Origin of the sequence: Microvirga sp. 2YAF29 (assembly GCF_052114605.1) — a bacterium.
GTDB lineage: Bacteria > Pseudomonadota > Alphaproteobacteria > Rhizobiales > Beijerinckiaceae > Microvirga.
In genome coordinates this window covers 300,241-326,384 of the sequence record NZ_JBFRFB010000002.1, presented here as the reverse complement: position 1 = coordinate 326,384, position 26,144 = coordinate 300,241, and the positions used below count along the sequence as shown (strand labels likewise).

The following is a 26,144-nucleotide window of genomic DNA, read 5'->3' as shown; positions in this document are numbered from 1 at the left end:
GAGGTGGCGACACCCGATTTCTGTGGCATGAGCCTTCCTGCCGGTCTGCCCGGTTTAGCGGATGGCCCGGCCTTCAATCGTCGGGCTCATCCCGGCCATCGCGTCCGGAAGGGCGCGGTGCTCCGGAGCCGATTCGGGATCGCGTGTAAGTAGAGCACTGAGACCTCCCCACCGTCATCCCCGCGCAGGCGGGGACCCAGACCCCCGACGGTGCCGAACGAAGCACGGCGACCGGAGCAGCTTTCTTCTGCCAGGGCAGCGGTTATGGGTCCCCGCCTGCGCGGGGATGACAGGGGGGCGGCTGGGCATGCAACGTTATGTTCACTCTTTGTTCTTGACAGCTGTCCTAACCTTGGCTATACCCTTCCCCAGCCTGATCCACCGAGGGGCGCGCTCGCGAGGCGTCGTGATTGTGGGATCGGGCACGGTCCTGCTGGGGGCTTCGCAAGCCCGCTGACAGGAGGCCCTCCGCTGAAAGACGCGGTGTACGCCTAAAAAAACCGTGCGCGGGGAGCCGTCAGGTTCTCAACACAAACACACACACGAGCCGGACGCCTCCTCGCGCCCTCCCTCGACCCAATAACCCTCGGGCGAAACACGCCGCGAGGCCGTTCCCGCTTGCTCTTTGATATTCTCTGTATGAATTTGCAGACTGCTAAGAGCTTTACCGTCTCACTTCGGATTGAACCCGATCCGCATAACCTCCCACTGCCGTTTCCAAGGCGCCCAAGTGCTCGGGATCTTGAAAGGCAAGCATTTCTTGATAGCCCGCAATGCGGCGGCAGCGACGACAGATTTGGGCGGCCCTTCGATGATCCGGGGCTCACCGTCCAAGGTGCCATCGGCCTTCACGCGGATCTCCACCACAACCGGCTCCAATCTCTTCGCATCGAGAGGAAGGTTGTAGCAGGCTGTCAGCTGATCATGAAAAAGCCTCACCATGTCTGCTCGCCCATTGGCAGCAGCGATGCCAGGGGAAAGGCTGAAGGCGGAGATGGTGAAGGCAAGCAGAAACAGACGATTCATCAGGATATCCTCACTCCCGATGTTTATCGCTACATTGTTTCTTTGATCAATAACCCCGCTTCACATCCGACAGCGCCCGGCTGAACGCTTCGGCCAGCGTCTCCCGTTCCGGCGGGGAGAGATCGTGGGCGATGACGACGCGTTGGTTGCGGGAGGCGAGTTCCAGCTTCTGCAGGCCGAACTCATCGTCGGTCTCGCGGTCGAGACGGGTCCAGAGCGGGTTGAACTGCCATTCCTGCGTCTCACCGCGGGCGGTGACTTTTCTGAACAGCAGTCGGATGGGGGTCAGCTCGAGCATTTCGAAGGCCTGGCCCTGACGGTAGCTTACGCGGAAGGCGATGTAGAGGCCCAGAAAATCGAGGCCGAAGAAGCCGGCCACCGGCCAAAAGCCCATGACAGCGAAGGGTAGGCTCGCGATGACAGACACCGCACAGACCAGCATCATGAGGATGCGGAAGCCCTGTGGGCTCAACGAGCGGTGCGGGCGGATGACAGCCGAGAACACCGGCTTCTCGAACCGGTCGGCGTTCCCAAATGTCTCCTTGCTGGCTGCCATGGTCCAGATATAACGCAGAAATGTCCGATCTGAAGCAGCCCTCCCGTCGCAGTTCCAAGCCCAAAGCCATCCCCGCAAAGGCTACCGCGAAAGCGCTCAAGGCCCGCACGCCGAAACTCCTTGATCGCGCCACGATGATCGAGGTCTTCCGGCGTCTTCATGCGGCCAATCCCGAGCCGAAGGGCGAGCTGAACTACACCAATCCCTATACGCTCCTCGTCGCGGTCGCGCTCTCCGCTCAATCCACGGACGTGGGCGTCAACAAGGCGACGAAGGATCTCTTCCCCATCGCCGATACGCCCTGGAAAATGCTGGCCTTGGGGGAGGAGGGGCTGCGTCAGCACGTGAAGACGCTGAATTTCTACAACACGAAGGCGAGGAACGTCATCGCGGCGGCACAGCGGCTGGTCGATGAGTTCGGCGGCGAGGTGCCCAATTCCGTCGAGATCCTGGAGACCCTGCCGGGGGTCGGGCGCAAGACCGCGAGCGTCGTCGTCAACATCGCCTTCGGCGATCCGCGCATCGCCGTCGACACGCATATTTTCCGCGTCGCCAACCGCCTGCCGCTGGTGAACACCAAGACACCGCTGGAAACGCAAGCTCCGATGGAGAAGCTGATCCCGAAGGAATATCTGCTCCATGCCCATCACTGGCTGATCCTGCACGGACGCTACATCTGCAAGGCGCGCAAGCCCGAATGCTGGCGCTGCCCGGTCAACGACCTCTGCCGCTTCCCGGACAAGACGATTCCGTAATCAGGGCTTCAAACACTTCGGCGCCTGCCGGACACAGGCAATACCCGGCGTCGAGCAGGCCAGTCCCTCCGGCCTGCGGGCGCAGACGACGCAGCCGTCCGTCCACTCGGAGCAGGCGGGCGCAACCCGCTCCGATGCGGGCGTGGTCACGCCGGCGAAGACCGCGAAGGCCACGACCAGGAAGGCGATGACGCAAGCAATGGAAAGAGCGATGGCTTCGTCTCGGCTAAACATCGTTCACCCGAACGCGATGAGGCCGGCCAGCCCCGCCGCGCCGACGATGATCCGCCACCAGGCGAAGGGCGTGAAGCCGTGGCGGGAAACGTAGTCGAGCAGCTTCTTCACGACCACGAGCGCCGCGATGAAGGCCGTGATGAAACCGGCCACGATGATAGCCGCGTCGTTGGACGAGAGGAATTTGTAGTTCTTGAGCAGATCGTATGCGAAGGCGCCTGCCATGGTGGGCATGGCGAGGAAGAACGAGAATTCGGCCGCCGCCCGCTTCGAGGCACCCATCAGCATGGCGCCCACGATGGTGGCACCTGAGCGCGACACGCCGGGAACCATGGCGAGGCACTGCAGGAAGCCGATTTTGAGATACATGGGCAGGGGGAAGCGGGTCGCGTCCTCATGGGTCGCCGTCAGCGGCATCCGGTCCACCAGCAGCAACACGAAGCCGCCGGCGATGAGCGTCATGCAGACGATCCAGGGATCGAAGAGCACTTCCTTGATGAAGCCGTGCAGCGCCGCGCCGATGAGCGCTGCGGGCAGGAACGCGATCACCACGCCGATCACGAAGCGCCGGGCGTCGGGATCGTGGGGGAGGGCCTTGGCGATGGTCCAGAGCTTGTTGAAATAGACTGACAGGATCGCGAGGATCGCGCCGAGTTGGATCAGCACCTCGAAGGTCTTTCCCGTCGACTCGAAGCCGAGGAAATGCCCGATCAGCAGCAAATGGCCCGTGGAGGAGACGGGCAGGAACTCGGTCAGGCCCTCGATGAGGCCGAGAAAGAGTGCCTCGATGATGTTTTCCATCGTTGAAAATCCCAAAATCGGCGCCAGATGCAGGGGCGCTCACGGACATGTCAAGAAAGCTTTGCACCGGCAAAGCCACTCACATGCGCCTAGCGCATGAGATTCACCAAAATTCCTTACCGCTCCTTAACGAAGCACGGCCTTATTCTCGCCGCCTGTTTCGCATCTGACATCATTCATGGCCATCCTGCATTCCTATCCCTTTTGCCCGCATTCGCGGTTCGCGCGCTTGATTCTGGCGGAGCTGGGCCTTGAGCCGGACTTCGTCGAGGAGAAGCCATGGGATCGGCGGCTTCCCTTCCTGGAAATCAACCCGGCGGGCAATTTGCCGCTGCTGGTGGAGAGCGACGGGCTGGCCGTTCCGGGCGCGCGCGGGATCGCCGATTATCTCGACGAGACCCGGGGCGAGGCCTTGAAGGACCGCAGACTCCTGCCTCAGGAGATGGCGCGGCGCGTCGAGGTGCGCCGCCTGCTCGACTGGTTCCTCGTGAAATTCAACGACGAGGTCACGGATTACCTGGCCACGGAGAAGATCTACAAGCGCTTCATGCCGGCCGAGCTTGGCGGCGGACCACCCGACATGAGCGCGATTCGCGCCGCACGCACCAATGTGCGATATCACTTGAAATATATCGGTTTTCTGATTTCCAAGCGGAATTGGCTGGCCGGCGACCAGATGACCTATGCGGATCTGGCAGCGGCGGCCCATCTCTCGGTGGTGGATTATCTCGGCGACGTGCCATGGGACGAGGACGAAACAGCGAAGCATTGGTACGCCCGGGTAAAATCCCGGCCGTCCTTTCGCGCGCTCCTGGCGGACCGGGTTCCGGGGATGGCGCCGGTGGATCACTACGAAAATCTGGATTTCTGAGCGGCGAGAAGCTGAAAAGTGCCTTCGTCGAGCGGGCGAAGCAGATCGGCTTCGACACTGTGCGCATCGCCGCGCCTGATTCCATTCCGCTTGCGCCTGAGCGCCTGCAGTCCTGGCTGGAGGCGGGCCATCATGCCTCCATGGACTGGATGGCCGAGACGGCGGAGCGCCGTGCCGATCCGCGTGCGCTCTGGCCCGAGGTGCGCAGCATCATCCTGCTCGGCCTCAATTACGGTCCCACCGATGATCCGCTCGCCACGCTCCCGATGAAGGATCGCGGCTCGATCTCGGTCTATGCCCGCAATCGCGACTATCACGACGTGATCAAGGGCAAGCTCAAGGAAATTGCGGGCCTCCTCGCCTCGAAGGCCTCATCGGATGTGAAGGTGTTCGTCGATACGGCGCCTGTGATGGAAAAGCCTCTCGCGGAAGCAGCGGGTCTCGGTTTCCAGGGCAAGCACACGGTCATCGTCTCGCGCGAGTTCGGCAACTGGCTTTTCTTAGGCGCGATCTTCACCACGGCGGAGCTGCCGGTGGATGAGCCGGAGCGAAACCATTGCGGCTCCTGCCGCCGTTGCCTCGATGTGTGCCCGACCAATGCGTTTCCCGCACCGTTCCAGATCGATGCGCGGCGCTGCATCTCGTATCTGACCATCGAGCATAAGGAGCATATCCCGGAGAGCTTACGCGAAGGTATCGGCAACCGCATCTTCGGCTGCGACGATTGCCTTGCCGTTTGCCCGTGGAACAAGTTCGCTCAGGCAGGGCGCGAAGCGCGACTCATGCAACGCGACGATCTTGCCGCGTTGCCGCTTGCGGAGCTCGCGCGTCTCGACGATCCTGCCTTCCGCACGCGCTTTGCCGGCACGCCGATCAAGCGCACGGGGCGCGACCGCTTCATCCGCAATGTGCTCATCGCGATTGGTAATTCCGATGATGCGGGATTGGCCGAGGAAGCCGTGCGCCTGCTCGATGATTCATCACCGCTTGTGCGCGCCATGGCCGTGTGGGCTATCGGGCGATTACTTCCGCATGATGTGATTGCTGCTCATGCGCGACCGCGTCGGGAGGGCGAAAGCGACCCGGATGTGTGCGCGGAATGGAGCCGCGCACTATCCCCTGCGGAGAGCAGAACCTACGCTGCGTGACGATTGGCGGCGGGGCCGAAATGATCGATGTAGCGCGGGTTGATCGCTGACACGGGCAGGATGACGAGCACGTCCGTCGTGCCGAATTGCTTGTCGATCACAGCACCGGTGCCGAAGGTCGCGCCAAGGCGGAGATAGCCTTTGATCAGTGGCGGCAAGGCATGCAGGGCGGCTTTCGGATCAACTGCTTCCTTGGGCAGCAGATCCATGCGCGTGAGGCGTTCGGGTAGAGCGCTGGCCTGCCAGGCCTCCGGTGCCGATGCGTAGTGATGCAGGAAGCTGAGAGGCAGCGCGAGGTTTTGCGGGTTCGTGCCTTCCAGGCTCGCGCAGCCGAGCATCACGTCGATCTTGTAGTGCAGCACATAGGTCCAGATGCCGTGCCACAGAAGTTCGACCGTGCGCTTGTTGCGGTAGGGTTCGAGAACGCAGGAGCGGCCGAGTTCGAGGAAGCGCAATCCGGCATGAGCCTTCAGCAGAGGCGCGATGTCGTATTCGCCGCGCGTGTAGAAACCCTCGTGCTGCTCCGCCACATCCTGACGCAGAAGCCGATAGGTGCCGACGACTTTGGGCTTCTTCGAGCGTAGGGCGCCCGCCTTCACATCATGATCGAGAACGAGAAGGTGGTCGCAGATATAGTCGTACTCGTCGACATCGCGCCGCGAGATTCTGGCAGCGCCTGTGGGTGCCGCCGACATTTCCTCGTAGAAAACTTTGTAGCGAAGCTTCTGCGCCTTCCTGATCTCTTTAGCAGTCGTGGCCAGGCGCACTTCCAGGGATCCGATGCGTCCGAGCACTGGATCGAGATTGCCGTAATCGCGGACAATGCGTCCGGAACCGGGAATCAGCCTTCCCAGGTTGCTCGGCAGGGCAGGGCGTTCAGAGGCAGGAGAAGTCGTCGGTTCATTCAGGCCAGAGGTGCTCATCGCAATCTCGCAGGTGGCGTCTCTTCGGGGCTGCCGGGGTCTTCGCTGTCCGGCTAACCTTGGCATAGCTGGGGTATCACACCGTTTTGTGACAAAGTATATCGCGGCCGCAGGATCATATCGCAAGGTTCGACAGGATTATTCGGCTAAAATTCTCATGCCGCCGATCTGCGGTCGCTATGGGCGCGATAGGACAGCGCCTCCGCCACATGAATACGTCGAACGCGGTCCTCGCCATCGAGATCGGCCAGCGTCCGCCCGACCTTCAGGACGCGGTGGAAGCCGCGGGCCGAGAGGCGCATGGCGTTGGCGGCATCGCGAATCAGCGACAAGCCATCGGCATCCGGCTGGGCGATCTCTTCCAAAAGTGCCGGTGGGCAGGCCGCATTCGTGGTGATGCCTTTGAGGTTGAGCGCCGCATAGCGCTGCTCCTGCGTTTTACGTGCGGCTGCGACGCGGGCGGCAACCTGGGCCGAGCCTTCCTCGGGCGGCGGCAGGATCAGGTCGGCTGCGGTGACCGCAGGCACTTCGATGGCGAGATCGATGCGGTCGAGCAGCGGCCCTGAGAGGCGGGCCTGATATTGCGCGATGCAGCGCTCGTTCGGCTGGCGGCGGCACACATAGCCGGGCTCGGTCGCCTGCCCGCAACGGCAGGGGTTCATGGCGGCGATGAGCTGGAAACGGGCCGGATAGGTGACGCGGTGATTGGCGCGGGCGATCAGGATCTCGCCTGCCTCGATAGGCTGCCTGAGCGAGTCGAGAACCTGCGGCTGGAACTCGGGCAGCTCGTCGAGAAACAGCACGCCGTGATGGGCCAAAGAGGCTTCGCCGGGCCGGGCATTGAGACCGCCGCCAACAAGCGCCGCCATGGAGGCCGAGTGGTGTGGTGCACGGAACGGGCGCCGGTCCGAGAGCGCGCCATCCGCCAGCAGGCCCGCCACCGACTGGATCATCGAGACCTCCAGCAGCTCCCGTGGCGAGAGCGGCGGCAGGATCGAGGGCAGGCGCTGGGCGAGCATGGATTTGCCCGCGCCGGGAGGGCCGTTCATGAGAAGGTTATGGCCGCCAGCTGCCGCGATCTCGAGGGTGCGCTTGGCGCTCTCCTGCCCCTTGATGTCGCGAAGGTCGGGCAGGGCTCCGGAGGCAGGCATGATCACGGGCTCGGGCCGGCTCAGGACCTGCGTGCCCTTGAAATGGTTCGCGAGCTGGATCAGCGATCGCGGGGCCAGGATCTCGATATCCTGGCTTGCCCAGGCGGCCTCCGAGCCGCAGGCCTCCGGGCAGATCAGGCCATGCTGACGGTCATAGGCCGCCATCGCCGCAGGCAGCACGCCTGCTACCGAGGTGATAGAGCCGTCGAGGGCCAGCTCGCCCAGGACGGTGAAGCCGTTCAACGCATCGCCGGGGATCGCGCCGATGGCGGCCATGACCCCGAGCGCGATGGGAAGATCGTAATGGCTGCCTTCCTTGGGCATATCTGCGGGCGCGAGATTGACGGTGATCCGCTTGGCGGGGAGGGCAAGACCGGAGGCGATCAGGGCCGAGCGCACCCGCTCGCGGGATTCCGCCACGGCCTTGTCGGGCAACCCGACGATCATGAAAGCGACCGCGCCGGCGGAAATCTGAACCTGCACGTCGACCGCGCGCGCCTCGATCCCCTCGAAGGCAACAGTAGACACGCGCATGACCATCGGAATCGTTCCCCTTGAGACGGCGCGACTTTAACCTGCTCCGACAGAACGTGATAGTGTTTCTAATCCTAGAAGAGGCATGTGTCATATTTGTAGGAGCTGAAGTCGGAACACTCTTGTCCTAATGACGTTAAGTCCGACCATATGCCGGCTGGGCTTCCAAGCCCGAAAGGGCATTGGCCATTCACCATGGGAGACCGGCATGACGTGGGACGGTATCATCTCAAGATGGTCTGTGTACGAAACGTCATGACCTTCTAAAGTTGCATATCGAGATCATGATGCGGGCATCCAACCCAGCCTCCGAGATAAGCCAGGACCGGCAGCAGGCTGGGCCCGACGCGTTCTTCAAGGGCGCTCTCCAAACAATTCCCAAAGCCATCCGGACAGCCGATCCGCATCGGGACGAAATTCCCGTTGTCTTCGCCAACGACGCCTCCCACGGCTTCATGGGCTCCAAGCTCATCGTAAATGCCATCACGCGCGCCCTCCCCAGCGACAGTCGGGGGCGATTGACATTCCGAGTTGAGCGCGTTGCAAAGAAACTGCAAATCGTCGTCACGGATGACGGGATTGGGCTCGACCTTACCCCTGTGCCTGAGAGGGCTTTCGGAAAAAATCTGACCGATATGCTGGTCCGGCAACCGACAGAGCGGTTGACTTGGCGCGATGCGGAGCCAGGTACACGGGCGAGATCCTCATGCCCGTGGATGCGGAAGAGACTTGGGGAGAGGACTCGGATTGAGTAGGGTAAGCCTTTGCGCATCCTGATCGTGGAAGATGAATTTCTCATCGCCCTGGAATTGGAAAGCCTCCTGCAGGATATCGGGCACGATGTCGTGGGTATCGCGGCCTCGTCCGCTGAAGCCATCGACCTTGCCAGACAATCCTCGCCGGACCTCGCCTTCGTGGATGTGCATCTCTCCGACGGTCTGACCGGCATCGATGCGGCGCGTGCTCTGTCCGAGAAGGAGGTCACCGTCCTGTTCATGACCGCCAATGCCAAGCGTATCCCGGAGGATTTTGCCGGAGCGCGCGGTGTGATCGCCAAGCCTTATACGGAACGCGGCGTGAAGGAGGCTCTGGCCTATGTCACGGCGGGCGAGGAATGTGAGGAGAAGGATCCTCACAGGATGACCTTCATCCCTTTCGATCTTAAGGATCGCGAGGACAGCTCCTCTCTGCCCTGACTGTTCCTCTTTCGCTTACCGCTGGGCTTTCAGACGGTAGAGCGCATCCAGCGCTTCCCGGGGGGTCATCTGGTCAGGGTCCAGGGCATCGAGCGCGTCACGCAACATGTCTTGCTTTGGCACAGGTGCAGGAGCCGACTCGGAGCGGACAGGCACGGCAAAGAGCGGAAGATCGTCCACCAAAGCGCGCCTTGGGCGCTCGCGATCCGACTTTTCCAGTTCTCCCAGAATCGTCTTTGCCCGGTCAACGACCGCTGAGGGCAGGCCTGCGAGGCGCGCTACCTGCAAACCATATGAGCGGTCGGCCGCGCCGGGCACGACTTCGTGCAGGAACACCACCTCGCCATGCCACTCGGTCACTTTCAGCGTTGCGTTGGAAATGCGCGGCAGACGCTCGGACAGGGCTGTCAGTTCGTGGAAGTGGGTGGCGAACAGTGCGCGGCAGCGATTGGCTTCATGCAGATGCTCGATAGCTGCCCACGCGATGGACAATCCGTCGAAGGTGGATGTGCCACGTCCGATCTCATCGAGGATCACGAGGGAGTGCGAGGTGGCCTGATTGAGGATCGCTGCCGTTTCCACCATCTCGACCATGAAGGTCGAGCGCCCACGTGCGAGATCGTCGGCGGCGCCGACGCGGGAGAACAGCCTGTCGACCACACCGATATGCGCTTCCTTCGCCGGAACGAAGGAGCCCATCTGCGCCAGCACAACGATGAGCGCATTCTGGCGCAGATAGGTCGATTTACCGCCCATGTTCGGGCCGGTGATCAGGAGAATGCAACCCGCATCCTTGCCTGAGAGATCGGAATCGTTGGCGATGAAGGCCGTGCCTTCGCGCTTGAGAGCCGATTCGACGACAGGATGGCGTCCGCCCTTGATGCTGAAGGCGAGGCTCGTGTCGATATTAGGCCGCGTCCAATCGAGGCGCATGGCGAGATCGGCAAGCGCTGCACTGACGTCGATGATGGCAATCGCTTCCGCGGCTGATGCCACTTCGCCCGACAGGTCGAGCAGTTCCTGCGCCATCTCGTCGAACAAGCCGAGTTCGACCTTCAGCGCGCGGTCGGAGGCCGACGCAATTTTCGATTCAAGCTCACCGAGTTCCTGCGTGGAAAAGCGCATGGCGCCCGCCATCGTCTGGCGATGGATGAAGGTTTCCTTCCACGGCTCCTTCAACAGGTCCTCGCCCACATTCTGCGGCACTTCCACGAAGTAGCCGATCATGTGGTTGTGCTTCACGCGCAGCGTGCGGCAGCCGGTTTCGTTCGCGTAGCGCGATTGAAGCGCTGCGATGAAGCGGCGGGAATCCTGCTGCAGTTCGCGCAGCTCATCGAGACTGGCGTCATATCCGGCACGGATGAAACCGCCGTCGCGCTTGAGCAGCGGAATCTCGTCGGCGAGCGCGGCCGCCAGCTTGTCCGCTACATCCGTGCGCAGGGATTGCAGGCGTGCTGCCGCATCCGCAAGCTCCTTTGGCAGATTGGGCGCGATTGCCAGTTCAAGACCGAGCTCGCGCGCCGCGAACAGGCCGTCGCGCACGCAAGCCAGGTCACGCGGTCCACCGCGCCCGAGGCTCAGGCGAGAGAGCGCGCGCGCCAGATCGGGCGAACGCTTGAGGATACGACGCAATCGGTCGCGCAGGTCCGCATTGTTCACGAGCGCCTCGACTGCATCCTGCCGCTCGCCAATGAGACCAGGATGGGTGAGGGGGCCTGCGAGACGCTCGGCCAGGCATCGCGCCCCGCCCGGCGTCACCGTGCAGTCGATGGCGGCGAGCAGACTGCCCGCACGCTCGCCGGAGAGGGTGCGCGTGAGTTCGAGATTGGCGCGTGTCGCCGCATCGATGGCAAGCGCCGCGCCGGCATTGTCGCGGGCTGGCGGGTTGAGCACGGGGCGGCTGTCGATCTGTGTCTTCTCGATGTAGAAAAGCACGCTGCCCGCCGCCGTGATCTCGGCGGCCCCGAAAGAGCCGAAGGCGTCGAGCGTCGCAACGCCGAAATGCTGCTTCAGCCGCCGTTCGGCGGAGGCGGGGTCCAGCCCTTCGCGGGAGAGGGGCGTGATCGAGGCGCGTGTATCGCGCCAGAAGGCGATAAGCTCCGGATCGTCATGGATCACGTCCGGCACCAGGATCTCACGCGGCTCGAATCGTGCGATCTCGGCAGGCAGACCGAGGGCATCCGTCTCGCTCAAGACGAATTGTCCTGTGGAAATGTCAACGGCGGCCAGGCCGTAACACCATTGCGTGTCGGAGATGCGGCGGCGGGCGATGGCGAGTAGGAAATTGGCGCGGCCGGGTTCGAGCAGCCGCTCCTCGGTGATCGTGCCCGGGGTCACGAGGCGCACCACGTCTCGGCGCACGACGGATTTCGAGCCGCGCTTCCTGGCCTCCGCCGGGTCCTCGGTCTGTTCGCACACCGCCACCCGGTGGCCCAGGCCGATCAGGCGCTGGAGGTAATCGTCCGCCCGGTCCACGGGCACGCCGCACATGGGAATGTCCTGCCCCTGGTGCTTGCCGCGCTTGGTGAGCACGATGCCGAGTGACCGGCTTGCGATCTCCGCGTCCTCGAAGAACAGCTCATAGAAATCCCCCATACGATAGAACAGGAGGCTGTCCGGGTTGGCAGCCTTGATCTCGACGTACTGCGCCATCATGGGCGTGACCTTGCTGTCCTGGGCGGGCTTGGAGCCGGCAGGAACGTTCTGGTCGGTGCTCTCGGGTGGCTGATAGGAGGCTTGGGATGACATTACAGGGTTGTAGCAAAGCCGGGAGGGCGTTTCACCCTGTGATAGGCTACAAGAGTAGGGTGTGCACAAGTCTTGAGGCGTGCAATCCTTGGCCTTAAGGTCGCAGCCTGCAGCCTAAGCCCCATGGCGACACCGATTTTCTTGAGATCCGCGACATCCCATGACCGACGATAAGCCCTCTGCCCCCCGCAAGCGCCCCACCTTCACCGACCAGGAGGCGTTGCTGTTCCACTCCCAGGGGAGGCCTGGCAAGCTGGAGGTCGTGCCGACGAAGCCCATGGCCACCCAGCGGGACCTGTCGCTGGCGTATTCGCCGGGCGTCGCCGTGCCGGTGCTCGCCATCGCCGAGAACCCGTCGCTCGCCTTCGACTACACCACCCGCTCCAACATGGTGGCGGTGATCTCGAACGGCACGGCCATCCTCGGCCTCGGCAATCTCGGAGCGCTTGCCTCCAAGCCGGTGATGGAGGGCAAGTCGGTTCTCTTCAAGCGTTTCGCGGACGTGGATTCCATCGACCTCGAGGTCGACACGGAGGATGCAGATAACTTCATCAACTGCGTGCGCTATCTCGGCCCCTCCTTCGGCGGCATCAATCTGGAGGACATCAAGGCGCCGGAATGCTTCATCATCGAGGAGCGCCTGCGGGAGCTCATGGACATTCCGGTGTTCCATGACGACCAGCACGGAACCGCGATCATCGCGGCGGCGGGCCTTATCAACGCCTTGCACCTGACCGGTCGCGACATGGCGAAGACCAAGCTCGTGGTCAACGGCGCGGGCGCGGCTGGCATCGCTTGCACGGAGCTGCTCAAGGCCATGGGTTTCGCGCCCAACAATGTGATCCTCTGCGACACGAAAGGCGTGATCTACAAGGGCCGCACGGAGGGCATGAACCAGTGGAAGTCCGGGCATGCGGCCGAGACGAGCGCGCGCACGCTGGCCGATGCGCTCAAAGGGGCGGATGCGGTGTTCGGCCTTTCCGCCAAGGGTGCGTTCTCCGACGAGATGATCCGCTCCATGGCGCCCAATCCGATCATTTTCGCCATGGCCAATCCCGATCCGGAAATCACGCCCGAGGAAGTGGCGCGCATCCGTGACGACGTGATCATCGCGACGGGCCGCTCGGATTATCCGAACCAGGTCAACAACGTACTCGGCTTCCCTTACATCTTCCGCGGCGCGCTCGATGTGCAGGCGACCACGATCAACATGGAAATGAAGATCGCGGCGGCGCAGGCGCTCGCCGATCTCGCCCGCGAGGATGTGCCCGACGAGGTGGCCGCCGCTTATCAGGGCGCGCGTCCGCGCTTCGGACGCGACTACATCATTCCCGTTCCCTTCGATCCGCGCCTGATCCACACCATTCCGATTGCCGTGGCGCAGGCCGCGATGGAAACGGGCGTGGCGCGCCGTCCCATCGTCGATACGAAAGCCTACAAGGCGCAGCTCTCCGCCCGCCGCGATCCCGTTGCGGGCACGCTCAACGGCATTTTTGAGCGCGTGCGCAAGATACCCAAGCGCGTGGTCTTCGCCGAAGGCGAGGAGGAGCGGGTCATCCGCGCGGCCCTGTCCTTCGTAAACCAGGGCCTCGGCCGCGCGATCCTCGTGGGACGCGAAGAGCGCATCCTCGAGACGGCGGCACTGGCCGGCATCGAGCTCGAAGGCCGCGAGGGTATCGAGATACACAATGCGCGCCTGTCGCGCCGCAACAGCACCTACGCGCAGTTTCTTTACGAGCGCCTTCAGCGCAGGGGCTACCTGTTCCGTGACTGCCAACGCCTGATCAACCAGGACCGCAACCATTTCGCCGCATCCATGGTGGCGCTGGGTGACGCGGATGCAATGGTGACGGGCGCAACCCGTAACTATTCGACGGCGCTTGCCGACGTGCGCCACGTGATCGACGAGAAGCCCGGCCATCGCGTGATCGGCGTGTCCCTGTGCCTTGCGCGCGGTCACACGGTTCTCGTCGCCGATACGGCGATTCACGAAATGCCGAGTGCGCAGGAGCTTGCCGAGATCGCCATCGAATCTGCCGGCGTCGCACGCCGTCTCGGTTATGAACCACGCGTCGCGCTTCTGTCCTTCTCCACCTTCGGTCATCCGCGCGCGGAACGTGCGGAGAAGATCCAGGAGGCGGTGAAAATCCTCGATGGAATGCGCCTCGATTTCGAGTATGACGGCGAAATGGCCGCCGATGTGGCGCTCGACCGCGAGCTGATGGCGCAATATCCGTTCAGCCGGCTCACAGGACCTGCCAACGTGCTCGTGATGCCCGCGTTCCACTCCGCATCGATCTCGACGAAGATGCTGCAGCAGCTGGGCGGCGCGATGGTCATGGGTCCGCTCGTCGTCGGTCTCGACAAGCCCGTGCAGATCGTGTCGCTCGGCGCGACCGACAACGACATCGTCAACATGGCAGCGTTGGCCGCCTACAATATCGGCGGCTGATCGGCTGACAGTTCTCCCGATGAAAGAGGTGGCTCATGTCGCATTGCCGCGATGGAGCTGCTGGCCTTACTCGGTCCTTCGGCATGCTCAAGCTTCATGCAGCGTTCAGGCTCGGGCCTTTCCATTGGCGAAATATGAATCGATTAAGCCAGGGGGCAAACATGACCAATCGGAAGCCTAAGACCGTCGTCTTCGACATCGGCAATGTCCTGCTACGCTGGGATCCGCGTAATCTCTACCGAAGCGTCTTCGATGACCACACGGAGATGGAATGGTTCCTGTCCAATGTCTGCACGCCGGACTGGAACCTGGAGCAGGATCGCGGGCGGGATTGGGACGAGGCCGTGGCGCTTCTGGTCAAGGATCATCCGAAGCATGAACCCGCCATCCGCGCCTTCCACGATCGCTGGCCTGAGACGGTTTCCGGCGTATTCGAGCAGAACGTGACTTTGCTCCAGCGCCTGCGGGATGCCGGCGTGCCGAATTATTGCATCACGAATTTTTCAGGGCCCAAATTCATCCTGGCGCAGGAGCGCTTCCCGTTCCTTGCCGGTTTCGACGGCGTGATCGTCTCGGGCGACGAGAGGTTGCTGAAACCTGATCACGCGATCTATCGCCTGCTGCTCGACCGTTACGGGCTGGAGGCCGCCGATTGCATCTTCATCGACGATTCGAAACCGAATGCCGAAGCTGCCCGCGCCGTCGGCATGGAAGCGATCTACTATCCTTCTGAGGATATCGACCTCGCCGCCGAGCTTCGCCTTTACGGCTTGCCGGTGTGAGGTTCACCTTGCCCTCCGGCCCGTCCTGAGCCATCACGCGGCATGCGCGATCTCGAGACCTCTCTGCCCATCGATGCCGTCCTTGCCGATCTGACGGCGAGCTTGCGCGAGCGTTCCAATGCTGTGCTCGTGGCCCCGCCCGGCGCGGGCAAGACGACGCGCGTGCCGCTCGTGCTCATGGACGAGCCCTGGGTGAATAGGGCTAAGATCATCGTTCTGGAGCCGCGACGTCTCGCGGCCCGTGCCGCTGCCGACCGCATGGCCCGGACGCTCGGCGAGAACGTGGGGGAGACAGTGGGTCTTCGCGTGCGTCTCGGCTCCAAGATCAGCCGCAAGACGCGCATCGAGGTGGTGACCGAGGGCGTGTTCGCCCGCATGATCCTCGACGATCCATCCCTCGAAGGCATTGCCGCCGTTCTCTTCGACGAGTTTCATGAACGCTCCCTCGATGCCGATCTCGGCCTTGCCCTTGCGCTCGATGCGCAAGGCGGCCTCCGCGAGGATCTGCGCCTGCTCGTGATGTCGGCCACCCTCGATGGCGCGCGGGTCGCGAAACTTTTGGGCGATGCGCCCGTGATCGAATCCGAAGGGCGCGCCTATCCGGTCGAGACGCGATATCTCGGGCGCGATCCCAACCGCCGCATCGAAGAGCAGGTGACGGATGCCGTAACGCGCGCGCTGCGGGCCGAGAGCGGCTCCATCCTCGTGTTCCTGCCGGGGCAGGGCGAGATCCGCCGCGTCGAAACCTTTTTGCGCGAACGCATCGCCGATCCCGCCGTTGATCTTGCGCCGCTCTATGGGGCGCTTGATCGTGGAGAACAGGATCTCGCCGTCAGCCCAGCGAAGCCAGGGCGGCGCAAGGTGGTGCTTGCGACTTCCATCGCGGAAACTTCGCTCACCATCGAGGGCGTGCGCGTTGTCGTGGATTCAGGGTTAGCCCGCGTACCTGTCTACGAGCCGAATATCGGCCTGATGCGGCTTGAGACCGTGCGCGTCTCCCGCGCCGCCGCCGATCAGCGGCGGGGCCGTGCGGGACGAACGGAACCCGGCATCTGCTACCGGCTCTGGGAGGAGGCGGCGACAGGAGCGCTCGAACCTTTCGCGCGCCCTGAAATCCTCGCAGCCGATCTCGCGCCGCTTCTCCTCGATTGCGCCGCCTGGGGCGTCACGGACCCGACGACGCTCGCGTTCCTCGATCCGCCTCCGGCTCCGGCCCTGAAGGAGGGGAAGACTCTCCTCCAGCAGCTCGATGCGCTCAATGAAGAGGGGCGAATCACCTCGACTGGGCGACGCCTTCGCGATCTGCCCCTGCCGCCGCGTCTGGCGCGCATGATTCTGGTCGCCGGTGAGAGCGGACAAGCGCGCGATGCGGCGGATGTGGCGGCGGTGCTCGTCGAGCGCGGTCTTGGCGGCGACATGGTCGATCTCACCGACCGGGTCGAGCGCTTCCGGCGCGACCGCTCCCGCCGCGCTGAGGACATGCGGCGCATGGCCGAAAACTGGGCGAAGGGGCATGCAGGCGGCAGGGGTGAGGAGCGCTCCATCGGTGCGCTGCTGACGCTCGCTTATCCTGATCGCCTCGCGAAAGCGCGCGGCAAGCCAGGTGAATATCTCATGGCCAATGGGCGCGGCGCATCTTTAGAGGCGCATGACCGGCTGGCGAAGGAGCCTTATCTCGCTATCGCTGAGATTTCCGGAGGTGCTGCGGCGGCGCGTATTCTCGCGGCAGCCCCCATTTCCATTGAGGAAATCGAAGCTCATTTCGGCGATGAGATCGAGCAGAGCGACGAGGTCGCCTTTGACCGGCAGGCCCGCGCCTTGCGTGCTCGCAGCGTTCGGCGGTTCGGTTCTCTCGTATTCAACGAGCGCCCGCTCAAAGTGCCTGCAACGGAAGGGGCTGCGCGCGCGCTTGCGGAAGGCCTCGTGTCTGTGGGGCTCGATGCGCTTCCCCTGTCGAAGGCGCTGGCGCAATGGCGTGAACGCGTGCAGTTCCTGCACAAGGCCGAGGGAGATGAGTGGCCTGATCTGTCCGATGAAGCGCTGACGGAAACAGCGGCAGAATGGCTCGCTCCACATCTCGTTGGCAGGAGCAGCCTCAACGATGTCGGTCCTGACCTGCTGAGCGAGGCGTTGCGCAGCCTGCTTCCCTGGAACCTGCAGCGCCGCCTCGATGCGGAAGCGCCGACCCATGTGGAGGTGCCGACGGGCTCGCAGATTCCGATCGATTACGGTGGCGAGGAGGGGCCGGTTCTGGCGGTGCGCGTGCAGGAACTGTTCGGGCTCGACAAGCATCCCACCATCGCGGCGGGACGCGTGCCGCTGATCCTGCACCTGCTCTCGCCCGCGCAGCGCCCCATTCAGATCACCCGCGACCTGCCCGGATTCTGGCGCGGCTCATGGGCGGCTGTGCGTGCCGACATGCGCGGGCAATACCCCAAGCATCCCTGGCCGGAGGACCCGCTCACCGCGCCGCCGACACGGCGCGCGAAGCCGCGGGGGATTTAAGATGATCGTGCACCACACCTATTCCCTCCCCCTTGCGGGGAGGGGCAGGGGTGGGGGTGGTCTGACTGGGTGAGACATTGCGAAGTCTGGCGCTCTTCACCTATCCCCACTGGCGAGAGGTGTGGCTGGTATCAGCCTTTGAGATTACTGGAGGATGTCAGGTGCTTTGACTTTCCGACCCCCACCCTAGCCCTCCCCGCAAGGGGGAGGGAACACGCGGTGTGCGGATTGGCTGGTTTCGAAAGAGATTAATCCCGGAACGACTCGATCAGCCGTCCCGCCGTCGCGCGGTTGAGCGCCATGGGGATGTCGTAGACGAGGGCTAGGCGCATCAGCGCTTTCACGTCCACGTCGTGCGGGTGTGGCGACAGGGGATCGACGAAAAAGAAAAGGGCATCGATCCGGCCTTCTGCGATCATGGCGCCGATCTGCTGGTCGCCGCCGAGCGGGCCGCTCTTCAGGCGTGTCACCGATAGGGCAGGGCATCGTTCCATGATGCGTCCGCCGGTGGTGCCAGTGGCGAAGAGGGTGAAGGGGCGAATGTCGTCTTCGTACTTGGCGACGAAATCGGCCATGTCGTCCTTCTTGGCGTCGTGGGCCACGAGCGCCAACGTCAGCTGCGTCATGAGAGAGGCTCAGTTGCTCCAGCGGTCCCGCCACTGCATCTCACCGGCAAGGCAATTGGTGCTGGGCGCGGTCTGGATGCGGTTGATGAGGGATTGCTTGGGCGTGAGATCGGCGATCTCGAGCAGGATCTTGGTCTTGATGGCCGCGATGAACTGGTCACGATCTCTCACCGGTACTGTGAAGGCGCCTTGCCCGCCGATCACGCAGTCCCTGTAATAGACATCGAGCTCCGGGATGTCGAGATAGCCGGGCTTACGCAGCATGATCGGCAGGCCGTTGATGGTGATGTCCTTGGCAAGAGCGGAATCCCGCGCCTCCACCACGTTGCGGCCCTGGTTGTTGGGCCCGTCGCCGGAGACGTCGATCACCTGTCGGGCGGCCTCCAAGCCACTCTCTTCCAGAAGCCTCACGCTGTAATCAATGGCGCTGGAGATCGAGGTGCGCTGCGCCCGGCGTAAGGGAGTGGAAGAGATCTTGTCCGCGAAGGCCATCAGCCCTTCGGGATTGTCGAGAATTGTCCAAGGTACGATCACCTTCTGGTCGGGAGAACCGGCCCATTCCATGTAGGTGACCGCGATCTTGCCCAGCATGCCGCTGCGGATGGCCTCATGAACCTGGGGGGAGCGAAAGGCCTGCGCGAAGCCCTCGCGCTGTAGAGCCTGCTCGTCGGTGTCCATGGAGAAGGAGATATCGACGGCGATCACGAGAGCGAGGTCGACCTCGGTTTGGGCCCGCGCCTGTTGCGGCATGACCAAGCAAGTCCACAGCAAGGCTAGTCCTGCGGCCAGATGGGCGGGCACTGAGCGAACCATCGTAATCTCCTTGGAGGAGGCGGACGTTCGGTCAGTGTGCCAGCTTCTCAACCTGACGCAAGGTCAAGTTGTAATTAGGTACCCCTTGCCTGCACCAGATCGAGGGCCGCCTGGAAGGTTTCCTCGGCGTCGAGATGGGTCGTATCGAGCGTAAGGGCATCGGCGGCGGGCTTCAAAGGCGCGGTGGAGCGGTTCATGTCCCGCTCGTCCCGGCGACGGATGTCCTTAAGAATATTCTCATATTCCGTGCTTTCGCCGCGCTTTACCAGCTCAAGGTGACGGCGGCGAGCGCGCTCCTCGGGAGCAGCGGTGATGAACAGCTTCACATCCGCGTGAGGGCAGACGACGGTGCCGATATCGCGCCCATCGAGCACGGCACCGGGGGGTTGCTCGGCGAACTGGCGCTGGAAGGCGAGAAGGGCATCGCGCACTGGCTGATAACCGGAGATCACGGAAGCTGCTTCGCCCATCTCGGCCCCGCGCAGGCGGGGATCGTCGAGATGGGTGACGTCGAGATTGAGGGCGACGTCGTGCGCCGCCGCCTCTTCGGTCAGGGCGACGTCCCGGTCGAGCAGCACGCGGGCCACCGCGCGGTAGAGCAGGCCGGTATCCAGATGCGCGAAGCCGAAATGCTCCGACAGGCGCTTGCCCAGGGTTCCCTTGCCCGATGCGGCGGGGCCGTCAATCGCGATGATCATGAGGGCCTCAGTCCTGAATCGTGGCGCCGAGTTCGCGCATGAGCGGGATGAAAGAGGGGAAGCTCGTCACGATCATCCCACCGTCATCGACCGTCACCGGCTCACTTGTGGCGAGGCCCATGACCAGGAAGGCCATGGCGATGCGATGGTCGAGATGGGTCTTCACCGGATTGCCGCCGCCACGGACCGTCTTGGCGCCGTGGACGATCAGGTCATCGCCTTCGATCTCATGACTGACGCCGGCTTCCGCCAGGCCATCCGCCACGGCGGCGAGGCGGTCGGATTCCTTCACGCGCAGTTCGTGCAGGCCCTGCATGCGGGTGGCGCCTTCGGCGAAGGAGGCCGCAACGGCAAGGACCGGATACTCGTCGATCATGGCAGGCGCCCGGCCATGGGGGACCGTCACGCCCTTGAGCTGGCTGTGGCGCACGCGCAGGTCGGCTACGGTCTCGCCGCCCTCGTCGCGCTCGTTCAGGCGCTCGATGGAGGCGCCCATTTCCAGAAGCGTGGTGATGAGGCCGGTGCGCAGCGGGTTCATCATCACGCCCTCGATCACGATATCCGAGCCGGGGGTGATGAGCGCTGCTACCAGCGGGAAGGCGGCGGAGGAGGGGTCGGTGGGAACCACGATATCCGTGCCGCGCAGCTCCGGCTGGCCCTGGAGGGTGATGGCACGGCCATCCTCGCCATGAGGCACCACATCTACCTTGGCGCCGAAATGGCGCAGCATCCGCTCCGTGTGGTCGCGGGTCGCCTCACGCTCGATCACGGTGGTCTTGCCGGGAGAGTTGAGGCCGGCGAGCAGGATCGCCGACTTGATCTGCGCCGAGGCCGCCGGGGTCTCGTAGGTAATGGGGAGCGTTTCCTTCGGTCCACGCAGGGTCAGGGGCACGCGCCCACCCTCGGCCTCGCTGACCACTGTCACGCCCATCTGCACCAGCGGGTCGAGGATGCGGCGCATGGGGCGTTTGCGAAGCGAGGCATCGCCGTCGAAGGTCGAGGTGATCGGGTGGCTGCCCGCCACGCCCATCATGAGGCGCGAGCCCGTGCCCGCATTGCCGAAATCCAGAACGTCCTTGGGCTCGCTAAGGCCGCCGATTCCCACACCTTGGATGCGCCAGCGGCCAGGAGCCTCGCGGGTGATGGTGGCGCCGAGCGCCCGGCAGGCTTCCGCCGTGCGCAGCACGTCGTCGCCTTCCAAAAGGCCCTCCACGCGGGTTTCTCCGATGGAGAGGAGCCCGAAGATCATGGAGCGGTGGGAGATGGACTTGTCACCGGGAACCCGGATACGCCCCTTCAGGGCCGCCCCCGACTTGCTGGTGACCGGCGATGCAATGCCATGCGCGTGCGACATTATCGAATTCCTTGCCTTGACCCTTTGGTCTTGGACCCTAGGGGCTTCTCTCCCGAAGGCGGGCTCCTAACACGCCGGTTTCTCTCCGTCACGCGCAAGCTCGGCCCGGTGGGGGTGTCTCCTGCAATTTCCTATTTGACAAGGCCTCCCCTCATGACTAACGGGTGCCTTCCCAACGATTCACTCTATGAAGGCAATCACCCGTGGCCAAACCGGAACTCGGCTTGAAGCGCCAGTGCATGAGCTGCGGCGCAAAATTCTACGATCTCAATAGGGACCCGGCGGTCTGCCCCAAATGCGGCACCGTCTTCCAGGCCATGGCCCTGAGCCGCGTCCCGGCTCCCGCAATCGCCCGCGCCAAAGTAGAGGATGAGGATACCGAACTCGAGACCAATGGTCCGGAGATGGTGTCCCTCGACGAGGTCGAGGCCGGTGAGAACGAGAAGGACGTCTCCGTCGATGATGATATCGAAGTGGTCGACGACAGCGACGACGACACCTTCCTCGAGGACGAGGAAGAAGGCGACGACGATGTGGCCGGCCTGATCGATAGTGATATCGAAGACGACGAAGAGGCTTGAACCTCGGCTCAGAGCCGACTATAGAGACGCCGCGGTGCCCCAAACACCGCGGTTCAGATGGGGCCATAGCTCAGCTGGGAGAGCGCTTGCATGGCATGCAAGAGGTCGGCGGTTCGATCCCGCCTGGCTCCACCAAATCTTTCAAAAGGCCGCCTTCGGGCGGCTTTTTTGTTGCCTTGTTTCCAACAGACGTATTCCATCAGCCCAATGTCTCATGGAAAGCGCGCCCATCTTCATTTTTAGTCGGCCCGCCTTAAGCTAAGGGCAGGGATCTCCTCTCTCCAAGAAAGCGGAAGCGATGAAGCGCGTTCAGACGAATGGCCTCCAGGTTGCAGCAACTCTCCATGATTTCATCGAGAAGGAGGCGCTTCCCGGCACGGGCGTATCTGCGGATGCGTTCTGGAGCGGCCTGGCCGGGCTTGTCCGAACCTTCGCCCCGCGCGACCGGGAGCTGCTGGCGGTCCGCGACAAGATCCAGACGCAGATCGACGATTATCACCGGGCCCGCGCCGGACAGCCTTTCGATCAGATCGAGTACGAGCAGTTCCTGCGCGAGATCGGGTACGTCCTGCCGGAGCCCGGCGACTTCGAGGTGAAGACGCAGAACGTGGACGACGAGATCGCCCATATCGCCGGCCCCCAGCTCGTGGTGCCAACCTCCAACGCCCGATACGCACTGAACGCCGCCAATGCCCGCTGGGGCAGCCTCTACGATGCCCTCTACGGCACGGATGCTATTTCTGAGGAGGGAGGGGCCACGCGCTCGGGTGGATACAACAAGGTTCGCGGCGCCAAGGTCGTTGCACGTGCCCGTGAATTGCTCGACCAGGCGGTGCCGCTGGCTGAAGGAAGCCATAAGGATGCCGCCGGTTATTCCATTAAGGGCGGCGCCCTCAAGGTGAAGCTTCAGGGTGGTGGCGAGACGGGCCTGAAGGATGCGGGCCAGCTCGCGGGCTACCAGGGCGATTCGGTGAATCCTTCGGCCATCCTGCTTCGCCACAACAATCTGCATATCGAGATCAAGATCGACCGTTCGAGCCCCATCGGCGCGGATGATGCCGCAGGCATTGCCGATCTCGTCATCGAATCGGCCGTCTCCACCATCATGGACCTGGAAGATTCGGTGGCGGCGGTGGATGCCGACGACAAGGTCGAGGTCTATCGCACCTGGCTCGGCCTGATGAGGGGCGATCTTGTCGAGAGTTTCGAGAAGGGTGGTCGCACCATCGAGCGCAAGCTCAATGCGGATCGCGTCTACACCGCACCGAATGGCGGCGAGGTTCGCCTGCATGGCCGCAGCCTCATGCTCGTGCGCAATGTGGGCCACCACATGTTCACGGATGCGGTGCTGGACGAGAAAGGTCAGGAGATACCGGAGACGATTCTCGATGCCGCCGTCACGGCGCTCATCGCCATCCATGACCTGAAGGGCAAGGGACCGACGCCAAACAGCCGGGCGGGCTCGGTCTATATCGTGAAGCCCAAGATGCACGGACCGGACGAGGTGGCCTTCGCCAACGAACTGTTCGGAGCCGTCGAGGACGTGCTCGGACTTCAGCCCAACACACTGAAGATGGGCATCATGGACGAGGAGCGGCGCACCAGCGTCAACCTCAAGGCCTGCATCAAGGCTGCTGCCGAGCGCATCGTGTTCATCAATACGGGCTTCCTCGACCGCACGGGCGACGAGATTCACACCTCCATGGAAGCCGGCCCTATGATCCGCAAGAACGACATGAAGTCGACCGCGTGGATCAAAGCCTACGAGGACAACAACGTCGATGTGGGCATGCTCTGCGGCCTGCCGGGCAAGGCGCAGATCGGCAAGGGCATGTGGGCCGCGCCCGACAAGATGGCTGACATGATGACGCAGAAGATCGGCCATCCGCAGGCTGGCGCGAACACCGCCTGGGTGCCGTCGCCGACCGCTGCAACGCTGCACGCTTTGCACTACCATCAGGTGAACGTGCCTGCGCGTCAGGAGGAATTGAAGAAGCGTCCGCGCGCCAAGCTCTCCGACATCCTCACCATTCCCGTGTCGCAATCCAACTGGGCGCCGGATGCGGTGCAGCAGGAACTCGACAATAACTGCCAGGGCATTCTCGGCTACGTGGTGCGCTGGGTCGATCAGGGCGTCGGCTGCTCGAAGGTGCCCGACATTCACGATGTCGGCCTCATGGAGGATCGCGCGACGTTGCGCATCTCGAGCCAACACCTCGCCAACTGGCTGCGCCACGGCATTGTCACGCGGGATCAGGTGATGCAGACGCTTCGCCGCATGGCGGAAGTGGTGGACCGGCAGAATGCGGGCGATCCGCTCTACCGTCCGATGGCTCCGGGTTTCGACGGCCCTGCCTTCCAGGCAGCGAGCGACCTGATCTTCAAGGGCGTCGAGCAGCCCAACGGCTATACCGAATACGTGCTGCACGAACGCCGCCGCGAGGCGAAAGCCGCGGGCGCTGCGGATCGCAGCGAGGACAGCGGCGTCAAGACCAAGTAAGAGGCAATAGCAACATCTGCTTCGTCATGGCCGGGCTTGTCCCGGCCATCCCGATCCGAAAAGCGCGACGCTTCAAGACATCGGGATCACCGGCACAAGGCCGGTGATGACGTGAGTGAACACGATTCAAGCACCGTGTTCAGACGTCTTTTGCGCCAGCGCATCCACCATGCCGCCGATGAGATTGGTGCTGAGCAGATGTTCCGTCGTCAGGTCGAAGCGCAGGGGCTTGAGCGCCGATGGCAAGGCAGCAACCCAATCCTTGAATTGGCGTGCAGCGGAAACCGCCTCATCACGTGACACGGCGCGGAAGCGAACCGGCGAACCCGGGCGCAGCTGCGCAAAGCGTGCGAGATCGGTGCTGATGATCGTCGCGATCTTCGGATAGCCGCCGGCGGTCTGTCGGTCGCGCATCAGCACGATGGGGAAGCCGCTGCCGGGCACTTGAATGTGCCCATCGACGATGCCGTCCGAGATGATATTGAAGCCCTTCGCGTGCTCGATCTGCGGGCCGTTCAACTGAAATCCCATGCGGTCGGCCTGGGGGCTGATGGTGAACACCGCATTCAGGAACGTGTTGATAGCGTCTTCGGTGAAGTAATCATCCTGCGGCCCCAGCATCACGCGGATGGGGCCACTCTCTTCTGGAATTGCCACAGGCAGATGCATCGGCATGTGGTCGCCCGCATCGTTGCAGGGGAGATGGTCGCCGGCTTTCAGGGCGGAGCCATTCAGCCCGCCGAGTTGCGAGCGCAGATGGAACGACAGGCTGCCCAATTGCGGCTCGATGGCGAAGCCGCCCGCAACGGCAAGATAGGCGAACGTACCCGTGCGTGCGTGGCCGACACGCAGCGTCCGGCCTTCCTTCAGGATGGCGGATGTTTGTGGTTCAATCAGCACGTCATCGATATGCATCGTGCAATCCGCGCCGATGAGTGCCACGTGCAGATCGCCGCCTTCGGCGGTGAAGGTGCCGCCGAGATTGACGAATTCGATGGCGGCCGTTGCAGGCGCGTTGCCGACGAGCGCATTTGCCATGGCAAGGTAGCGCCGATCCATGGCGCCGGAGGGCGAGACGCCGAACCGCTGATAGCCCAGGCGACCCCAATCCTGCAGACTCGTCATCGGCCCGCAGCTTTTGACAACGAGGCTCATCATGAGCGCACCTGTTCGGCAACGGGCTCGCCCGCGAGCGCCGCTTTTTCCAGCGCATCCCAGCGCGAGGCATCGATGGGCTCGAACACGATCTCGTCGCCCGCCTCGAACAGGAAGGTCGGGTCCCGTTCAGGTGCATAGCTGCGCACGGGCGTGCGCCCGAGAAGATGCCAGCCGCTCGGCATTTCCATAGGCACGATGCCCGCCTGCTCGCCGCCGATCATGATCGTGCCGTTCGGCACTTTTGCGCGTGGATGGGTTCTGCGCGAGGTCACGAGACGGGGATCGAGGCCGCCGAGATAGGCGTAGCCCGGCATGAAGCCGATCAGGTAGATCCTGTAGACGGCACTCGAAAAGATCTCGATCACCTCATTCGGCGTCAGGCCCTTCGATTCCGCGACACTCTCCAGATCGATGCCGTATTCGCCGCCATAGACGACCGGCACGCGCCAGCGCTTGCCGGTACTCTCGCGCGGTTTCAGCTCCGCGCTCGTCTCCGTCAGGAAGCGCACGAGGGCATCATAATCCAGAACCGCCGGGTCGAATTGAACCGTCAGAGAGCGATAGGTCGGCACGGTCTCCAGCAGGCCTTCGGGCGCTAGGGAGCGCAGTACTTCGTCGAGCGCGAGGACCCTGGCGTTTAGCTCAGGGTCAACCCTGCTTCCGAACTCGATTGTCAGGGCGCTATCGCCGCAGGGGAGGAATCTGGGAATCTGCACCATTCACCCATCGATG

Annotated in this window: 22 protein-coding genes and 1 tRNA gene; 10 read left to right on the top strand and 13 right to left on the bottom strand. The window is 63.3% G+C overall.

Going from position 1 to position 26,144, the window contains the following annotated elements:
* Positions 1 to 672: 672 nt before the first annotated feature.
* Together AB4Y85_RS03920 and AB4Y85_RS03915 are read right to left on the bottom strand one after the other, a co-directional pair.
* Positions 673 to 1,026 carry an energy transducer TonB gene (locus AB4Y85_RS03920; protein ID WP_441983541.1) on the bottom strand — a complete coding sequence of 118 codons (354 nt, stop codon included), beginning with the start codon at positions 1,024 to 1,026 and terminating at the stop codon, positions 673 to 675.
* Positions 1,027 to 1,072: 46 nt separating this feature from the next.
* A complete protein-coding gene (locus AB4Y85_RS03915; protein WP_441983540.1) occupies positions 1,073 to 1,582 on the bottom strand; it encodes a DUF2244 domain-containing protein in 510 nt (169 codons plus the stop codon).
* Positions 1,583 to 1,602: 20 nt separating this feature from the next.
* Between AB4Y85_RS03915 and nth the strand changes: the two genes are divergently transcribed.
* On the top strand, positions 1,603 to 2,337 hold the full coding sequence (nth, locus tag AB4Y85_RS03910; protein ID WP_441983539.1) for an endonuclease III: 735 nt from the start codon (positions 1,603 to 1,605) through the stop codon (positions 2,335 to 2,337).
* On the opposite strand, the gene AB4Y85_RS03905 is transcribed toward nth, so the two are convergent.
* Together AB4Y85_RS03905 and AB4Y85_RS03900 are read right to left on the bottom strand one after the other, a co-directional pair.
* On the bottom strand, positions 2,338 to 2,571 hold the full coding sequence (locus AB4Y85_RS03905; protein ID WP_441983538.1) for a hypothetical protein: 234 nt from the start codon (positions 2,569 to 2,571) through the stop codon (positions 2,338 to 2,340).
* Positions 2,572 to 2,574: 3 nt separating this feature from the next.
* On the bottom strand, positions 2,575 to 3,372 hold the full coding sequence (locus AB4Y85_RS03900; protein ID WP_441983537.1) for an undecaprenyl-diphosphate phosphatase: 798 nt from the start codon (positions 3,370 to 3,372) through the stop codon (positions 2,575 to 2,577).
* A gap of 178 nt (positions 3,373 to 3,550) precedes the next feature.
* On the opposite strand from AB4Y85_RS03900, the gene AB4Y85_RS03895 reads away from it, so the two are divergent.
* Complete coding sequence (locus AB4Y85_RS03895; RefSeq protein ID WP_441983536.1) at positions 3,551 to 4,243, top strand: glutathione S-transferase family protein; 693 nt, start codon at positions 3,551 to 3,553, stop codon at positions 4,241 to 4,243.
* On the top strand, positions 4,141 to 5,391 hold the full coding sequence (gene queG, locus AB4Y85_RS03890; RefSeq protein WP_441983704.1) for a tRNA epoxyqueuosine(34) reductase QueG: 1,251 nt from the start codon (positions 4,141 to 4,143) through the stop codon (positions 5,389 to 5,391). Before AB4Y85_RS03895 ends, queG begins: the two co-directional genes overlap by 103 nt.
* Here queG and AB4Y85_RS03885 read toward each other — a convergent pair.
* Entirely contained in the window at positions 5,379 to 6,314 is a 936-nt protein-coding gene (locus AB4Y85_RS03885) for a GNAT family N-acetyltransferase (RefSeq protein ID WP_441983535.1), read from the bottom strand. The two genes, queG and AB4Y85_RS03885, sit on opposite strands and share 13 nt — an antisense overlap.
* 155 nt (positions 6,315 to 6,469) lie before the next feature.
* Positions 6,470 to 8,005, bottom strand: coding sequence for a YifB family Mg chelatase-like AAA ATPase (locus AB4Y85_RS03880; RefSeq protein WP_441983534.1), 1,536 nt, complete (start codon positions 8,003 to 8,005; stop codon positions 6,470 to 6,472).
* A 758-nt stretch (positions 8,006 to 8,763) separates the two neighbouring features.
* Here AB4Y85_RS03880 and AB4Y85_RS03875 point away from each other — a divergent pair.
* On the top strand, positions 8,764 to 9,195 hold the full coding sequence (locus AB4Y85_RS03875; RefSeq protein ID WP_441983533.1) for a response regulator: 432 nt from the start codon (positions 8,764 to 8,766) through the stop codon (positions 9,193 to 9,195).
* 15 nt (positions 9,196 to 9,210) lie between these two features.
* Here the strand turns inward: AB4Y85_RS03875 and mutS are convergent, their stop codons facing one another.
* Positions 9,211 to 11,943 (bottom strand): DNA mismatch repair protein MutS, encoded by a 2,733-nt coding sequence (gene mutS / locus AB4Y85_RS03870; RefSeq protein WP_441983532.1) that lies wholly within the window; start codon positions 11,941 to 11,943, stop codon positions 9,211 to 9,213.
* A gap of 160 nt (positions 11,944 to 12,103) precedes the next feature.
* On the opposite strand from mutS, the gene AB4Y85_RS03865 reads away from it, so the two are divergent.
* The 3 genes from AB4Y85_RS03865 to hrpB all read left to right on the top strand — a co-directional run bounded on the left by AB4Y85_RS03865 (position 12,104) and on the right by hrpB (position 17,682).
* Positions 12,104 to 14,395, top strand: a complete 2,292-nt coding sequence (locus AB4Y85_RS03865) for an NADP-dependent malic enzyme (protein ID WP_441983531.1) — start codon at positions 12,104 to 12,106, stop codon at positions 14,393 to 14,395.
* Positions 14,396 to 14,556: 161 nt separating this feature from the next.
* The gene (locus AB4Y85_RS03860) at positions 14,557 to 15,177 is read left to right on the top strand and encodes an HAD family hydrolase (RefSeq protein ID WP_441983530.1); all 621 of its coding nucleotides are present in this window, start codon (positions 14,557 to 14,559) and stop codon (positions 15,175 to 15,177) included.
* A gap of 42 nt (positions 15,178 to 15,219) precedes the next feature.
* Positions 15,220 to 17,682, top strand: a complete 2,463-nt coding sequence (gene hrpB / locus AB4Y85_RS03855) for an ATP-dependent helicase HrpB (RefSeq protein ID WP_441983529.1) — start codon at positions 15,220 to 15,222, stop codon at positions 17,680 to 17,682.
* A 248-nt stretch (positions 17,683 to 17,930) separates the two neighbouring features.
* Here the strand turns inward: hrpB and AB4Y85_RS03850 are convergent, their stop codons facing one another.
* The 4 genes from AB4Y85_RS03850 to aroA form a co-directional block, all read right to left on the bottom strand.
* Positions 17,931 to 18,308, bottom strand: coding sequence for a methylglyoxal synthase (locus tag AB4Y85_RS03850; protein WP_441983528.1), 378 nt, complete (start codon positions 18,306 to 18,308; stop codon positions 17,931 to 17,933).
* Positions 18,309 to 18,317: 9 nt separating this feature from the next.
* Positions 18,318 to 19,121 (bottom strand): DUF1194 domain-containing protein, encoded by an 804-nt coding sequence (locus AB4Y85_RS03845; RefSeq protein ID WP_441983527.1) that lies wholly within the window; start codon positions 19,119 to 19,121, stop codon positions 18,318 to 18,320.
* A gap of 74 nt (positions 19,122 to 19,195) precedes the next feature.
* Entirely contained in the window at positions 19,196 to 19,819 is a 624-nt protein-coding gene (gene cmk / locus AB4Y85_RS03840; protein ID WP_441983526.1) for a (d)CMP kinase, read from the bottom strand.
* 7 nt (positions 19,820 to 19,826) lie between these two features.
* A complete protein-coding gene (gene aroA / locus AB4Y85_RS03835; protein ID WP_441983525.1) occupies positions 19,827 to 21,173 on the bottom strand; it encodes a 3-phosphoshikimate 1-carboxyvinyltransferase in 1,347 nt (448 codons plus the stop codon).
* A 203-nt stretch (positions 21,174 to 21,376) separates the two neighbouring features.
* Here aroA and AB4Y85_RS03830 point away from each other — a divergent pair, with 203 nt between their 5' ends.
* The 3 genes from AB4Y85_RS03830 (at position 21,377) to AB4Y85_RS03820 (ending at position 24,254) form a co-directional block, all read left to right on the top strand.
* A complete protein-coding gene (locus AB4Y85_RS03830; RefSeq protein WP_441983524.1) occupies positions 21,377 to 21,754 on the top strand; it encodes a TIGR02300 family protein in 378 nt (125 codons plus the stop codon).
* Between the two features lie 59 nt (positions 21,755 to 21,813).
* Positions 21,814 to 21,889: transfer RNA gene (locus tag AB4Y85_RS03825), tRNA-Ala, on the top strand.
* Between the two features lie 163 nt (positions 21,890 to 22,052).
* Complete coding sequence (locus AB4Y85_RS03820) at positions 22,053 to 24,254, top strand: malate synthase G (protein ID WP_441983523.1); 2,202 nt, start codon at positions 22,053 to 22,055, stop codon at positions 24,252 to 24,254.
* Positions 24,255 to 24,380: 126 nt separating this feature from the next.
* Here AB4Y85_RS03820 and AB4Y85_RS03815 read toward each other — a convergent pair whose 3' ends face one another.
* Complete coding sequence (locus AB4Y85_RS03815) at positions 24,381 to 25,412, bottom strand: biotin-dependent carboxyltransferase family protein (RefSeq protein ID WP_441983522.1); 1,032 nt, start codon at positions 25,410 to 25,412, stop codon at positions 24,381 to 24,383.
* Complete coding sequence (pxpB, locus tag AB4Y85_RS03810; RefSeq protein WP_441983521.1) at positions 25,409 to 26,131, bottom strand: 5-oxoprolinase subunit PxpB; 723 nt, start codon at positions 26,129 to 26,131, stop codon at positions 25,409 to 25,411. The genes AB4Y85_RS03815 and pxpB overlap by 4 nt, the downstream gene beginning before the upstream one ends.
* Positions 26,132 to 26,144: the final 13 nt, after the last annotated feature.